The sequence below is a fragment of the Psychrobacter sp. DAB_AL62B genome, assembly GCF_028895345.1.
Taxonomy (GTDB): Bacteria; Pseudomonadota; Gammaproteobacteria; order Pseudomonadales; family Moraxellaceae; genus Psychrobacter.
This window is the reverse complement of sequence record NZ_SAXC01000001.1, coordinates 41,433-57,932: the sequence shown is the minus strand read 5'-3', so window position 1 is coordinate 57,932 and position 16,500 is coordinate 41,433. Positions and strand designations below refer to the sequence as shown.

Genomic DNA, 16,500 nt, shown 5'->3' with positions numbered 1-16,500 from the left:
TAGTAAGTTACGTAATATAGACAAAATTTTAGTGAGTTTTATAGTTAGCTTTTTGGTAAACGTTTGCGGCAAGTTTCAGCTTATAGGAATAGCAATATGCGTCAAAATCAACACTTTTCAAATTCAATAGCCTCGCAAATACTCGATGGATATATATGTCGAATAGCGATTTTAATGAGTTTTATTGCTCTATTATTAGCGAGCACTTCATCTTTTGCAGCTTCAAAAAGTGACATGTGTACAGGTGTAAAAGGCAGCTTAACTAGTACCGACTATAAAAACTTACTAACTGCTTACAATAGCAATAGCGCTGCAACTATCTCAGGTAGCGACATCCCTTTGAAAATAAAAATGACTAAAGTAGAGTCTAGTTCTAGCAATACGACAAGTAACTTTTCAGATATTCTTAACGGCCAAGCATTGAATATTACTCACACGCTTGCTAATAAGAATGCTCATACAGATATTAAATTCGACTTTATTAACAGTAACAGTGACGCGCCTATATACCTTACCAATGTTGCATTGAGCGCATTTGATATAGATACATTTACTGGAACGCCAAATAGCACTAGTAACTTTGACGATCTTGTTATCGTGGCGGGTACTGGAGTGAATAACACACTTATTACTGGACAAACTCAGTTCCCCTCTATTTCAGACCTTGAAACTAGTCCATATACAGGAACAGGATTTCCAGCAACCAATGGATCTCGAATGAAATCAGAGCTTAAGGGCTGCCAAAACCAAAATTTAGATGCAAGATGCCAAGCCTCTATTAATTTCGATCAACCTGTAAGCTCAGTTACCATACGCTACGCTAGCTCTACCCGTTTAGGAACTAGAGAACCAACTGAACAGCAGATTGATATTCGTTTGGATAGCTATTGCTACGTACCACCTAAGCTCACCATAAAAAAAATATTAGACGGCTCTCGTGTTAATGATACCAATACAGATCGAGATCAGTTTGAGATTAGTGTGGCTGGCGGATCAATCGCCGCCAATTCCTTTACTACTACAGGAACAGGTAACGCCATAGCTACTGGCACTAGCGCTGTATTAGAACTAAAAGAAGCGACGACTTATACTATCACTGAAAAGGTAATCAACACCTCAGGTAAAGGAGATATCGCCGCTTATAATGCTAGCTACATTTGTACCAATAGTACTACTGTCCTACCTACAGCTAATATGATCTATAACAATAGTCAAAAAACTCGCTCCTTCACTTTAGCTGATGTTAAGTTTGGTGACTTTATTACTTGTACCATTACCAATATGCCAAAGCCATATACTTTTACAGGTTATGTGTTCAATGATAATGGCGGTATAGCTGAAAATAGCAACACTGATATAAATACCAACACTAAATCTGATATATCAAGTACATTCACAAGCAATCCAAAATACTTTAATGCTATTTTTGACCAAGGTGAATCAGGAATTTCTGCGACAGGTATGACAGTAAGTCTAACAAATTGTGATGGACTTAATATTACTGGTACTACAGCACAGGTTGTAGGGGTTGAAGGTCAGTATAAATTTACTGTTCCAGGGAACGTTATATCATCTCTAGCACCACAAAAAGTATGTTTGGTGCAGAACGAACCGAGCGGTTGGGAATTTAGTGTAGATACGACTCCAAATATTCGAGAGGTAGCATTAGTAAATAATATATTTGACTACAAAACTGAAAGTGATGGATCACGTAATCTTGATTTTGGTGAAGTAAAGGCTAATTACTCCGCACTCGTACTCATAAAATCGCAGTATGTCCATGATTGTAACGATTCACGTACTTTCATTGATATGCCTCAAAATCCTCAACCAGACCTCCCAACGAATGGATTCAGTACTAATGGTATTACTGGAATAGTTCCTGGACAATGTATTGCTTATAGAATAGAGGCCTATAATCGAGGTCATGTTGCTTTGAAAGATATTCAAATCACTGATAAATTACAAAATAAATTAGATGGTAAGCCAGTGACATCAAGCTTTACTATGCCATTACCTAAAGGCGTTCCTTCTGCTCTTTATGATACTAAGACTCTACCATCAGGCACAATTACTTCCAATATGTTCAATTTAGATAAACCTGCTGGAATAATCCCTACTAAAGCCACGCTATATTTTAACACCAAATACGGAACTACTGTGGATCCGTAATATCGATTATCTCTTGCATTATTCATAATCTTAAAAAATTCAATTTTTTCGATAAAAGCCCTATCTTCCCAGATAGGGCTTTTACCGTTCGGCTACTTAAAAACGCCATTTGTCGCTTTTATAGTGAAAGATTGTATTTACTTTGTGACAATAGCATCAAGAAACAATACTCACTCTATCACTTACTTTTATTCACTAAAAAATTTATTTTTATAGCAGTAATTGAAGTCAAATTGATAGTAACGGTTTAAGCAAGGAATACTCTATGAAAGGTTTCAATGTTTTACGCAGCACCTTATTAGCGAGCTTAGCATCGGTCATTTTATTCAGTACAGCGCATGCCGATGACGCTTTAAAAATGGATTTAACCGTCAATCAAGTTATCAAAAACACTGAAGGTAAAACCAGTTACTCTCCAGTCCGTACCGCTCCAGCTGGTACTGTTATTCAGTATAAAGCGACCTATAGCAATACGATCAATAAAGATATCCAAGATCTAGCAGTCATCCTACCTATCCCTGCCAACATGACCTTCACTGGTGAAGCAAATCCATCAAGTGCTCAAGCCAGCATCGATGGTAAGAACTATATGGATATGCCTCTGATGCGCAAAGTCGATGGCAAGATGGTCAAAATCCCATTTTCTGAATACCGTACCCTGCGTTGGAATATCAAGCTATTACCAGCACAGAAATCTGCCGCTGTCGCACTAAATACCATTGTTAACTAATTTAATTCTAATACCTTTTAGGAGACTTACCGCATGAAACCAAGTTTATTTAAGTACTCAGTATTAACTGTTGGAATCGTCACTGCAATAGGCCTAACCACTGCCAATGCTGAGGATATTAAGTATACTGCTAAAGACTCTGTCATAGTAAACAACTTTGCGACTGCTAATTATCTTGTGGCTGATAACTCTACACCCCAAACTGCAAAGTCAAACACAGTAACCGTTAAAGTCTCAGAAACAGGCTCATTTAGCTTAATTGCGACTGGCGGCCAGGAGGATAGCAATGTTAATACGAACCTTAATCTTCCGATTAACCCACAGGCTAGCTCAACAGTAGACTTCAAACACACGCTGAAAAACGATGGTAACGTTAGTGACAAATATACGATCAGGGTTAGTAATTCTACTACAGTTGATGACTTCGACTATGATTTATCTGGGTCTACTATCACTTATCAAGTTAAGGATGCTGGTGGAGCAAATGTAGGCAGTCTGATCACTGTAGCTGCAAATACTGCTCCCGAAGTAACGCTTGCACCGGGACAGTCTGCTGAGTTTGTCGTTCAAGGTAAGGCTGGTACAACAGATCGCCTCATTGATAAAAACGGCATTCTTACTGTTACCGCAACTAGTAAATTCTTAACGGATAAGAGTAAGCCAGCTGTTGCAACCAACACTGATAACGCTAAGACCACTACTCCTTTATATGCTATTAAAAAGTCGGCAACGACTAACCTTGGCAACAGAACCTTCGATATTAACAACGCTACATCTTTTGTTGACTATACCGTTACTATTACCAACCAAGGTAATGCTGATGGTACCGCGGTAACTATCATCGATACCCTACCCGCTGGTCTAGTAGCAGTGACAAGCGCGGATACTGCTATCTATCAAGCACCCGTAGTAAAGACTAGTGGTAATAGTGCACTTAAAACAGCTTCTGTATCAACCGACGGTAAAGAGATTACGATTACCGGCCAAGATATCAAGATCAATGAGATCATCACGGTTACTTTCCGTGTGAAAAAAGATGCTAGCACACCTGCTTCTGGCACGGTTATTACCAACTATGCTGTGGTAAAAGACAGCACTAAAGACGATGGTACTTTTGATTTGGTTGATAGCTCAGGCGATGCTACAGGGGGCACCACTGAGAAAAACTATGAAGATACAACAGCCGCGGCATATAAAGGTAAAGACGACAACACTAAATCACCGATTACCACCAGTAACCAGAGCCGTAGCATTATTATCAGCGACGGTACGAACAAAGAAGTAGCTTTAGTTAGTAGCAATAATATCTATGTTTATGATATTACCAACAAAGGTACAGATGTCACTGAAGGAGCAACTGCAGGCGACGTAACCTTTACCGTGAAGCCAACGACTGACAATACTAAAATTGATATCGTGAGAGTCTTTGCAGATGTCAACAAGGATGGTAAGTATGACACTGGTGATATCATATTAACTCCGGACACTAGCGGTAATTATGATCTTAAGCAAGCGGCATCTAATGGTTTAACAAAGGATCAATTTGCAAGAATCATTGTAGAAGTTTCTTCTAACGGCGGGAATGATAACAGCGTCACAAATGGTAATGACATTGACAAGTTTGAAACGATGACTATCGAAGTCAAAGCAAACACCACAATAGCTGGTACACCGACACCAGCAGTTGCAAATACCAGTTCTACCACGACCATGCGAGGTATTAATCTCTTTAAATATCAAGCGATCGCTGCTTGCGGCACTAGTGCTAGTACTATTGCTAGTAATAGCTGGGTGAAAACTGATATTAGTGGCACTACTGCAGTACCTGGTGCTTGTATCTTCTATAAGCTAGAAGCAACCAACACCTTTACTAGTACCGCTATTAGCAATGTTGCTATATCAGATACGCTAGAGTCTACTCTCGTTTATGAAAATAACTTTGAGGCAACACCTACAGCAACTAATGATACTGTAGCGCCTTTAGTTAAAGGTACATTTGCTACTTTAGCAGGTAAAGCAGTAGGTACTATCACCTTCTCAGCAAAAATTAAACAGTAAAAAGAACGCTTTATCAAATGGCAACTTATTGAATAATAGGCTGTCCCTATATCCAAACTGATTGAGGAGTTTTTCTAATACAGATTAGGAAAACTCCACTTTTACCATAACAAACTATATGTATTATGTTTTCTTTCATAAGTAGGAATAATAACTATGCATCATGCTGTTTCTTCGTCTGGTAAACCACGCTTTGGCATTAGCGCGCTTACTACGTTAGTGACCTCTATGCTACTTATGCAAGCAAATACTGCTGTTGCTGCATCGAATGATGCTTCACAGATTATTAATAATATCGCTAACGCCAGCTATAATGTTGATAATGGTACTAGTGTCGATTTAAGCAGTATATCTAACCAAGTACAAGTCAAATCCTCAGCACTTCTTGAATATGACATTACTTTAAGTCAACCATCTCTACAGACAGTAGCGCCTGGTGCCCCAGTCAGTTGGACAAACACTCTAACTAACCCTAGCTATAGTGATGAGACTATCAAGCTCAAATTTTTCCCGACTGCGGTAACTAATCTGCGTGTCTACTTCTATCAAGATTTAGATGGCGATGGTGTAAAAGAAACAAAAAAACAGATCGTATTAGACAGTAATCTTACCGCTCAAATTAAACTAGGTCAAAACTCAAGTATTGATCTTATCTTAGAAGCATTATCTGACCCTAATGGTAAAGAAGGTAATGTCGCTGATATTAAAATTGGTGCCGTAGTCTTAGAAGATCACTCAGTAATAGCATCAACAGTCACTGACAAGCTAATCATCGTCGCTCCCAGTATAAACTTTATGAATGGTGACTCTAAGATTGATACTAAAGATAGCTCTCAGATAGGTGATAGCGTCTATCTGCAAGCCAGCTACGCTCAGTGTAATGCGCAGTCAGATAAGCCTGATGAAGTTTGGGTCACTATCAAATCAGCTAATCCACCAGTGGGAAGCGGAGACACTTATTCTCTAAAAGCAAAAGAGACAGGCAATAATACCGGTAAGTACCGTTTAGAATCGCTTGTGCCTACAGAAAACAATGCCAATGCGATAGATGATCAGATTATTCAGACGCTAAAAGGTGATAACTTAGTTGCTACGTTAGATGCTTGTGTCACTCCAGAAGGTGCAAGAGAAAACATCAATGATAATATCAGCAGCAACATCGCTATCATTGATGATAATCCAGTACTACAAGTTACTAAAGAAGGCGATGTCAAAACTGCCTCACTTGGCGATTATGTCGACTACACTATTAAAGTAGAAAACAATGGTAAGTCAACTGCCTATGACGTTCAACTAAAAGATGCTTTACCGCATGGCTTTGATTATGTCAAAGGTAGTGTCCGTATCGATAAGGCTCACACTACTGAGTTCAAGACGGAAGGTAAATACCAAGTCTTGAGTTTAGGTAACATTGAAGTTGGTAAAGATAAAGCCAAAAAAATTACCTACCGCGTCCTTATTGGCTCAACTGCACTCGGTGGTGACGGTATCAACCGTGCTACAGCGATTGGTAGCAAAACAGCTGATGGTAATGGTAATAAGCTTGCTTCTAGAGAAGCCCAGTGGAAAGTAGAAGTCGATCGCGGTGTCATGAATACAGACAGCATCATCATCGGTAAGGTTTACCACGATATCAATCGTGACGGCATTCAACAAAAAGAAGATGGTGAGCTAGGTGTGGCTGGTGTGCGCATCTATATGGAGAACGGTAACTTCATCGTGACCGATCCCGAAGGTAAGTACAATTTTTATGGTATCAGTGCCAAGACTCATGTATTAAAGGTTGACCGCACGACTATCCCAAACACCACAGAATTGGTCACCCAAAGCAATCGTAATGCTGGCGATGCAGGAAGCCGCTTTGTTGACTTAAAGTATGGCGAGTTACATCGCGCAGACTTTGCTATCGTTGGTGGTATGGGCGATAGTACTGAACGATTAAACGCCGAGCTTGTCGCGCGTAGCAAAAGTATTGGCGCTAAAAACGATCGCTTAGAGCAAGCCGTTACAAGCGAGCTAATATTAGAGCCTGATTATAACCGCGACAATAAAGACAATGTTGATGCTAGCGGCTGTAAGTCTAATGATGTACTAGATGCTGGTATCCAATGCGACTCAGCCATCGTCAACGAAATGGTCAACCCATCTGCCAATCGCATTGATATGGCAGTAACCAAAGTTGCACCTCCAGTAGAAAAAGAGCTCGAAGAATACTTAAAAGAAGTCGTTACCAATGATGTGACTTTTATTAATTTAAGTGAAGGTCAGCAGCTTAGTACTTACAAACAAATGGTCCAAGTTCAAGCCCCTCTTGGCTCTATTTTCACGCTATACGCCAATGGCAAAGTAGTATCAGAGGAACAGATCGGTAAAACGGCTGAACAAGAAAAACAAAACGTTACCGCTTTTGATTATTATGCAGTCGACTTACAACGCGGTAGCAACTCTCTACGCGGTGTCGCTACTGACTTAAATGGCAAAGTTATCTCTGAGCAAACTATCAAAGTATTGACGCCAGATACCTTGCAATCTATCAGCTATCGTACTCAAGAACAGCTTGTTCCTGCCGATGGTGTTAGCGATTATCAAATCGTTATCAGTCTAAAAGACCGCGATGGTCGTCCTTATATCGCCTCCACTCCTATCACCATTGATACCAATATTGGTCGTGTCAACTTAGCAGACAGCAATAAAGACCAAGCTGGTACGCAAGTTACTGTGAATGGCGGCGAGCTATTGATCGCCGTGACTGCGCCAAGCGTACCGGGTAGAGGTGAGCTCGTTATCGATACAGGCAGCAGCAAACAAGTCATTCCGCTGCAATTCACGGCTCAGCTGCGTCCACTGATTGCCGTTGGTATCGTTGAAGGTGCTATTTCACTCAAAGACTTTGATGGCAGCAATGTTACTGATGCGCAAGGTGCTTTTGAGAAAGAACTGCGTGAAATCGCCGGTAATGATGATTACTCAGCGACAGGTCGCGCGGCAATGTTTTTGAAAGGTAAAGTACGCGGTGATTACCTACTAACGCTTGCTTATGATAGTGACAAAAAAGGCGAGCGTCTGTTCCGTGATATCGAGCCAGGCGAATACTACCCTGTCTATGGTGACTCATCAGCCAAAGGTTTTGATGCGCAATCGACTAGCAAGCTATATGTTCGTCTTGATAAAGGTCGCTCATTTGCCATGTATGGCGATTTAAAAACCCAAATCGATAATGATGAAGGTATTAAACTCGGTCAATATAACCGTACGTTAACTGGCGTTAAAGCCCAGTTTGAAGATAGCAATACACGCATCACCGCTTTTGCTGCTGAAACCAGTACATCACAGCGTGTCAATGAAACTCGCGGTCTCGGTATTTCAGGTCCTTACCCACTTGCTAACAACTTTGATGCAGTATTAGAGAACTCAGAAACTATCGAAGTGATAACACGTGACGCCAACAATCCTGGACGTATTGTTCGCCGTGAGACTTTAACACGCTTTGCTGATTATGAAATCGATCCTATTAGCCATAGCCTATATCTAAAAGCACCAATTGCTAGCCAAGATATCGATGGCAACCCTATCTACTTACGCGTCACTGTCGAAGTCGATGAAGGTGGCGAGAAATATTGGGTTGGTGGCGTCGCAGCCAAGCAAGAATTAACCGATAAGGTATCTATTGGCGGTAGCTATATCAACAGTGATGATCCACTAAATAAAGAAGAGCTTGCCAGCGTCAATACTGTGGTTAAGTTTAATGATAAGCTAAAGCTAGTAGCAGAATATGCCAAAAATAAAGCTGAGAACCCAAACTTCCAACCAAGTAATCAGATCAATGTCACAGAACTAACGGGCAATGACGTCGAAGGCAATGCACTACGTATTGAGCTTGACTATGATAATAAGAAAAACACCCGTGCAAAAGCCTATCATAACGATACTGATATCGGTTTTGTCACAGGCGCGTCCCCTCAAACTGCTGGACGTACAGAATCAGGTGTAGAAGTTACTCATACTTTAAGTAATAAAAATACTGCACTAAAGCTAGAAGGCGTACGCACTAAAGACCATACTACTGATGCCAGCATTGAAGGCGTACAAGCCAGCGTTGAACAACGTTTAAGCAAAAACATCGTTGGTGAAATTGGCGTACGTTACTACAAGCAAGAAGCAGCAGCTTCGCGTAATGTCCAAGCAGCAACCGATGTAGTGGACATAACTAGCGACACTATCTTTAATGACGACATCATTAACCAATCAGCGCTTAATGGCGTTAATAGCATAGAAAAAGATATCGAAGGTACCACGGTTCGCGGTCGTCTGACCGCCCGTCTGCCCAAGCTAAATAACTCATTAGTGTTTGCCGAATACGAGCAAGACATTGAGCATAGTAGTCGTAATGCAACTTCTATCGGTGGTGAGACAGCACTTGGTAATTTAGGTCGCCTATACGCTCGTCATGATTTAATCAATAGCTTGTCAGGCAGCTACGGATTAGACGACTCTGAGGAGCGTCAGCGTACCGTCATAGGTTTTGATGCCACTTATATGAAAGATGGCAAGGTTTATAGTGAGTATCGCATGCGTGATGCTATCAGTGCTCGCGAAGCAGAAGCTGCGATTGGTCTAAAGAATAAATGGTATGTCCAAGAAGGATTAACGCTCAACACCCTACTCGAGCGTGTTGAGTCTTTAGAAGGCGAAAAAGATAGCACCGCGACCGCAGCAGGTTTTGGGGTTGAATATATTGCTAATGAAAACTACAAGGCATCAGGTCGCTTAGAAAAACGCTGGGGCGATACCAGTGATACTTTATTAGGTAGTGCAGGTATTGCTTATCGTTATAGCGATGAGATTACTTTATTAGCCAAAGATATCTATTCAAAAGTCGATTATGATGATGGTTATCGTACGATCAATCGTTTTCAGCTTGGTGCCGCCTATCGCGATTACGATAGCAATCAGCTTGATATGCTCGCCAAGCTTGAGTATCGCTTAGATGACAATGCGACTGGTGATAATCCTTACCAAAAAGATGCACTGGTCTGGTCATGGAGCGGTAACTACCATCCGACACGCCCATTAACGTTATCAGGACATTATGCCGGTAAGTATACTGAATATGATGCTCGGGGTATCACAAGCGATAATACCGCTCACGCTGTTTATGCTCGTGGATTGTATGACATTAGCGAGCGCTGGGATGTTGGTTTGCAAGCAGGCACGTACTGGAATAAGCAAGCAAATGACTTAGCCTATTTAGTAGGGGCTGAGGTTGGCTATAGCCCCATGACCAATCTTTGGTTGTCGCTTGGTTATAACTTTATGGGTTTTGAAGATGAAGATATTGCTTATGATGATACAACCATAGAAGGCGCTTACTTTAGACTGCGCTTCAAATTCGATGAAGAGCTATTTAAGCGTGATGACCCACGTAAAAACAAGCGTCCGACCACCAATTCTACCTTATAATATCATCGCATTGCCATGTTATCAGCTGACGACAATGCGGGCGTTATTGGGCTATTCCGGGCTATCAATAGTATTAAATAATAGCTATAGCCTCTTAAAAATGAAAGAAGCATATCTATAGCAATGTGCTACTAGTATAAATTTTCCTCACTTGCTTTACCGAGGCAGACAAAGACTTCGGAAAATCTATTCCAACAATACCAAATTCCTTTAAAGTAAATTGACTATAGTGTTTAATAAGCGATAGAATCAGTCCCGCAATCAGTATCGAAAATCGCCAGCACTGACCTCTATCAGCTTACTATTCACTATAAGGTTTTTACATTATGCTCCATTCTGCTATTAAAGTAGCCACTTATAAAAACCCTATCTATGCTGCATTGTCAGCTGTGTTGTTATTATCCACTGCCTCGTGCGTATCAACCGCACCTTCTGCAACTCAAATCGGCACCATGAATACAGCTGATTATTGTCAGAGTCAGACTCTAACGCCTTCCTATAAAAACCAAACTACGCAGCAGCGTGCTATGAGCTGTATGCTGGCAGAGCTACAACATTATCAACAAACAAAAATGACAGCACATCAACAGTATTTTGCCTACAAAGCTCAAGCTTGGCTTAACTATGCCATAAATAAAGACAGCATGAATAGCCGCTCACCTGCCGGACTAGAAGCAGCACAATCTGCAGAAACCATCCTGCAAGCGTTAAAAAATGGTACGGAACAAGACCTTACTCTCATTGAAGACATACCAAAAACATCGGCGCTAATGCGACCTGATTTATGGGCGAATTTAAGCGCCCTCAAAGACAGCGGTGGTATCGTAAGCGCTCCCCGCGAAATAGCATTTAGTGAAGTGGCATTAATCTGGGCAGCGACAGACCAATGCGAGCATAGCTCACGGCAGGCAGGAAGCCATTTCCGCATGGCAGACCGCTGGCTTGAACAGGCACGTGAAGCTTTCGTCAATGCTCATGATTCTAAAATGAATGTTGCCTTACAAGATCTTGTCGTACGTTATTACGAGCAATACGCGACTTTAGATTCAAGTGGTGATCGTTGTAATGGTCAAGTGTTACCATCCCTCGACCAGATGTAGATGCATCAACCGCTGCAAATTTTTTATAAACCTAATGAATAAAATTTAGCCATAAAAAAATCCGACATTTAAATGTCGGATTTTTTATGCAATATCTATCTGCAAAATTTAATATACAGATTAACGGTTTTTACGTGGTAGTTTTTCTGGTAAATAGCAGCGTAAATAAGCGATAGATGCTGTATTCGCTTCTTGTAAATACTTATCTGTAATGCGCTCATGACGGCGATAAGATACAGTAAAGATGGCGTTAACAATGCTAAAAGTAATCAACAATACATCTTGAATATCTTCGAACTTTGGTACTTCATAACGCTCAGATAAGCGCTTATAGATCAGCTGAACGACTTGATGGTCCATATGCTCGCCAAAACTATCACCTACAAAATCAGGCGTGTTGGTACCATAAATCAATTTAGCTTTGGTCTGATCTTCATCAAAAATCTTCACACAACGATCAATTAGTCCGGTTAAATAGCCTTGCCATCTATCATAGTTATCCGTTTCGACTGTAGTTAACCCTTCTAAGATATCGATTGCATTCAAAAAGCGCAATGCTAAGAATATGGCTTCAATGTTAGGGAAGAAATGGTAAGCAGAGGCTCTTGGAATACCTGCTTCTTCACATACAGCGGCTAAAGTGATATCATTAATAGCTTTAGTTTCACTCAGTTTTTTAGCACCCATCAATAATTTTTGACGGCGTGCACGGCCTTGCTGACTGGTAAATTTAAATTTATTAGGCACCAGCTTTTTTGCCAGTTCCGAATCTACCAGTACATCTTCAATTTTGTCTTCTTTATTTTCACTCATGAGAAATCTCTTAATGTTACGCCCTATCTTTATAAATATAGTCTTCATCGGATAGCATGTGCCCTAAATCGAAGGGCCACCTCTATCAACCAGTAATTTGGGCTAATAGTACCGCCACTACACTCAACGAAGAGGCATGATAAACGCTTGTACACTCTCAAGCAAGGGGCATGAATAGGTTAAAAAACAATTAATCAACTAATTATAAAAAAAGTTAATTGTGCAGCTTTATTTTCGCTCTTATAATACCATGATCGATGACTCTATCTGCATAATCCCACTTCAAATGGTCATTAAAATAGTCAACTCGTTCAACCTGACCAAGCGAAAACTTACTATCAGGTAGAAATTCTTCCGAAACAAATAACTGATCTATTACTTCTGGCATACCTTGATAAATATGGGTATATGCCACATCTTTCATCCAGCCATAACGCGCTTGAATACGAGCAGCATCAAACAATGCAACGTCGCGCATACTTTTGTCGTAATTGACTTCACCTGTCTCCGTCATTAATTGAGTGGTGACACTATCAGTGACATCATTCATATCACCCAACAAAATCAATGGCTCACGAGTATGTCTTAAGCGCTCTATGACAGACATACGAATAGAGGCTGCTTCTGCGGCACGCATACATAAACTACGAAGCTTGGCACGGACTCGGATATTTGGATCGTCCATATCTTCTAAAAGATTGCCTGCTTCATCGCGCAAGAAAAAAGCACGTTTACTTTTTAGATGCGCGGTAATGATCGTTATCGGTTGCCCAAATGCATTGACACGTAGTATGAGCGGTGGACGATTAAAGCGCTGATAAGGACCAATATCAGGGATATCAATCACCGCCTTTGGAGCGACTTCTTCCAGCAAACTACTTTCTAATTGCTCAAATCGACTAATAATACCAACAGCAGGCGTATTTTGTGCCCCTTTACCTTGTGTATAAGCACTTGCACTATTATTACTTGCCAGCGGAATCACCACGTGTTCAGGCTTAAAACCCAATGACACTGCCAATGCTTCAAGTGCATTGCTGTCCCACACTTCCTGTACTGCAATGATATCAGCATGTGCTTTTGCTAATAAGTCTGTAATGCCACGCAGCTTATGTTCGTATTCACGATCACTATAAGCGGGGGCATTTGGATAGTAAAGTCGGTTAGGGTTGGCAAAATTGAGCAAGTTAGCAGTCGCTATGTAAAACTGCTTATGATTACTTTCAATATTATTGCTCATAAATTACCTATTATCATTATTTTCAAGCGTTATTTTTGATAATCAGCTATATTTTCACTAGGTATATTCATACATAGTAATATACAGCAAAAAAGCTTCCAAAGAAATCTTTGGAAGCTTTAAAATAGCATAAAACTGGATTATTTTGCCCTTGTACAACAGGGAACCTACAATCGAACTAAATCTAGTAATGAGATAGTAAGCTTTAGCATTGTTTACTTACTTAAATTAAATACGCTATTAGTTGTACTTAATTAATATCAGGCTATCTATCTCTGCTATTGAGTACTCTATTAATTAAATAGATGGATTATGATAAACGGTTCCATGCATCACGTGACGCTCTACGCGCATCATTCCATTCCATGCGTGACTCACCTTTTACTTCATGCCATGAGCGTTCTAGATCAGACTCATGATCTTCAAAGCGTGCATCAGCAGGATAACGGGCGCGATTGGCATAACCTACCGCATAGGCTGGATGTAAATCACGGTCAAAATCATGACCTTCTTTATAATAATCAGCATTAGCATACTCTGCACGCCAGTAAGCTTCTTCACGGGTTGGGTCAATCGCTTCTGCTGCTGCATGACCTGCACCGCCACCAACGATAGCGCCGATAGCACCACCAATCAATGTACCTAGTGGACCTGCCATTGTACCAATAGCTGCACCCGCTGCGGCACCGCCTAAACCACCAATCCCAGTACCTATTGGATGTGAACCTGGTTCACCTGTAATGATGTCAGCATTCAAATCTTTTTTTGCTTCTTTTGACATATGTTTTACTGCACTGCGGTCGATACCGTCATGATCTTCTATAATATTGTCATCTTCATGTCTAATGACTCTGTTATCTATCGTATGATCACTACCGGTTAATCTACGTTCGTTATCGTCAATGATTCGCTCTCTGTCACCTACTTCAAGATAGTCTTCATCAACTACACGGTTATTAGGATCTGTAATGCGGCCATCGTTATTCATAATATTATCCTTAAATGATTTGTTATCTATTAGATTTATTTAGTGCTAGAAAACTAGCAGTCTTTTTTATTTAATTTGCTTTCTTGTTTAACTTTTACTCAATTCATCTAAAGTATATGGATTCATAGGTAAGGACAGATAGACAGATTATGTAAACTATGTCCAGATTACGATGGTCTTGCGTTACAGCCTGTATCTTTCTAAGAGTCTTGTAGGTCAGCCTAGTGTTTTAAGTAATTTTTAACTGAGTTGTTACAGTAGTTAAACGTATTTCAATCACTTACATAACTCTCAACGCTCTATCGATTGCTTGTTGCCACTTATTAAGATGCTGCTCACGGACATCCATGGACATGGTAGGTTCGAAAATTCGATCGACTTGCCATGAGGCTGTCATCGTTGCTTCATCATATAAACCCGTTTTTAAGCCCGCTAGTAACGCTGCTCCTTTAGCAGTAATTTCTGTATCTTTAGGGCGCAATACAGGCACATCAAGTAAGTCTGCTTGGAACTGCATTAATAAGTCGTTATTCGCAGCACCGCCATCCACTCTTAGCTCAGTGAGTGGATGAGGGCTGTCTTTTTGCATCGCAATAAGCACATCATAAGTCTGATAGGCAACAGCCTCTAGTGCAGCACGGGCAATATGAGCTTTAGTCGTACCGCGACTCATACCGGTGATACTAGCGCTGATATCCGAGCGCCAGTAAGGGGCACCAAGTCCTGTAAATGCCGGCAGTAATACAACATCCTCACTGCTATCAACTTGCCGTGCTAAGTCCTCGACCTCACTGCTTTGTTTAATCATCCCCAGATTATCACGCAACCATTGAACGATTGCACCTGCCATAAATACACTACCCTCTAAGGCATAAGTCACTTCTTTTTTTGGTGGCTGTAATATACGTTTGCCTGACTGGACAATTTGATCAAACGATAAATTCTCGGGACGCGTCAGCGCAGATTTTCGTTGCCAAGCGATAGTAGTTAATAGTTTATGCTCACTGAGTTTGGGTTTCTGACCGATATTCATCAACATAAAACAACCGGTACCATAAGTATTTTTTGCCATGCCTGCATCGAGGCAGCCTTGCCCAAAAAGTGCCGCTTGTTGGTCACCCAACACTGCATGAATAGGGATTTGTTTGGCAAAGAGTCCTTTTTTGGTTTTACCAAAATCGCCGTCAGATGGCAAAACCTTAGGCAATATATTCATCGGTATCGCAAAAAGGGCACATAACTCCTCAGACCACGCCAGCTTATGGATATCATATAACAAGGTGCGAGATGCGTTGGTCACGTCAATAACATGCTCGCCGCCTGTTAGCTTATATATCAGCCAACTATCTATAGTACCAACGGCTATTTCACCTTTATTGGCGCGCACCCTCAATTTAGGATTATTTTCTAGCAACCAAGCGATTTTACTGGCGCTAAAATAGGGATCTAAACGTAAGCCTGTGATACGCTGTACTTCACTCGCTATATCACTTTGACTGCCATTTTCGCCATGAGCCATAGTAGTCGCACTCTCAGCGGAGAGCGTTTTACAGTAACTTGCGGTGCGTCTGTCTTGCCAAATGATAGCAGGTGCTAAAGGCTTACCCGTTTGCTTATCCCAAATAACAATAGACTCACGCTGATTGGTAATTGCAATACTGCTGACATCAGTGGCAAGTAGTCCCGCCTGATTAATCACATCATGAGCACAACTAATTTGGGTTTGCCAAATTTGTTGCGCATCTTGTTCGACAAAACCTGCTTTTGGGGTTTTTAAAGTTGTTGGCTGTTGTGCCATTTTAATCGGACGGGCATGATCATCGTACAATATCGCTCGACTCGATGTTGTCCCTTGATCTAAAGCCAAAACATATCCTGCCATTACTCACATCCCGTCTTATTTTATTTATTTCTAATAGTCATTATAAATTTATAAAAG

9 protein-coding genes are annotated in these 16,500 nt (G+C 40.9%); 5 read left to right on the top strand and 4 right to left on the bottom strand.

Going from position 1 to position 16,500, the window contains the following annotated elements:
- Positions 1-96: 96 nt before the first annotated feature.
- The 5 genes from EPB74_RS00220 (at position 97) to EPB74_RS00200 (ending at position 11,520) form a co-directional block, all read left to right on the top strand.
- On the top strand, positions 97-2,172 hold the full coding sequence (locus EPB74_RS00220) for a hypothetical protein (RefSeq protein WP_274902152.1): 2,076 nt from the start codon (positions 97-99) through the stop codon (positions 2,170-2,172).
- Positions 2,173-2,437: 265 nt separating this feature from the next.
- Entirely contained in the window at positions 2,438-2,902 is a 465-nt protein-coding gene (locus EPB74_RS00215) for a hypothetical protein (RefSeq protein ID WP_274902151.1), read from the top strand.
- A 33-nt stretch (positions 2,903-2,935) separates the two neighbouring features.
- Positions 2,936-4,960, top strand: coding sequence for a hypothetical protein (locus EPB74_RS00210; RefSeq protein WP_274902150.1), 2,025 nt, complete (start codon positions 2,936-2,938; stop codon positions 4,958-4,960).
- 156 nt (positions 4,961-5,116) lie between these two features.
- A complete protein-coding gene (locus EPB74_RS00205) occupies positions 5,117-10,420 on the top strand; it encodes an SdrD B-like domain-containing protein (protein ID WP_274902149.1) in 5,304 nt (1,767 codons plus the stop codon).
- 326 nt (positions 10,421-10,746) lie between these two features.
- Positions 10,747-11,520 (top strand): hypothetical protein, encoded by a 774-nt coding sequence (locus tag EPB74_RS00200; protein ID WP_274902148.1) that lies wholly within the window; start codon positions 10,747-10,749, stop codon positions 11,518-11,520.
- Between the two features lie 120 nt (positions 11,521-11,640).
- Here the strand turns inward: EPB74_RS00200 and EPB74_RS00195 are convergent, their stop codons facing one another.
- The 4 genes from EPB74_RS00195 to glpK all read right to left on the bottom strand — a co-directional run bounded on the left by EPB74_RS00195 (position 11,641) and on the right by glpK (position 16,443).
- Positions 11,641-12,333: a TetR/AcrR family transcriptional regulator gene (locus EPB74_RS00195; RefSeq protein WP_274902147.1), complete on the bottom strand. Its 693-nt coding sequence runs from the start codon at positions 12,331-12,333 to the stop codon at positions 11,641-11,643.
- A gap of 214 nt (positions 12,334-12,547) precedes the next feature.
- The gene (locus EPB74_RS00190) at positions 12,548-13,573 is read right to left on the bottom strand and encodes an endonuclease/exonuclease/phosphatase family protein (RefSeq protein ID WP_274902146.1); all 1,026 of its coding nucleotides are present in this window, start codon (positions 13,571-13,573) and stop codon (positions 12,548-12,550) included.
- Positions 13,574-13,883: 310 nt separating this feature from the next.
- The gene (locus tag EPB74_RS00185; RefSeq protein ID WP_227516786.1) at positions 13,884-14,354 is read right to left on the bottom strand and encodes a hypothetical protein; all 471 of its coding nucleotides are present in this window, start codon (positions 14,352-14,354) and stop codon (positions 13,884-13,886) included.
- Positions 14,355-14,841: 487 nt separating this feature from the next.
- Positions 14,842-16,443, bottom strand: coding sequence for a glycerol kinase GlpK (glpK, locus tag EPB74_RS00180; RefSeq protein ID WP_274902145.1), 1,602 nt, complete (start codon positions 16,441-16,443; stop codon positions 14,842-14,844).
- Positions 16,444-16,500 lie beyond the last annotated feature (57 nt).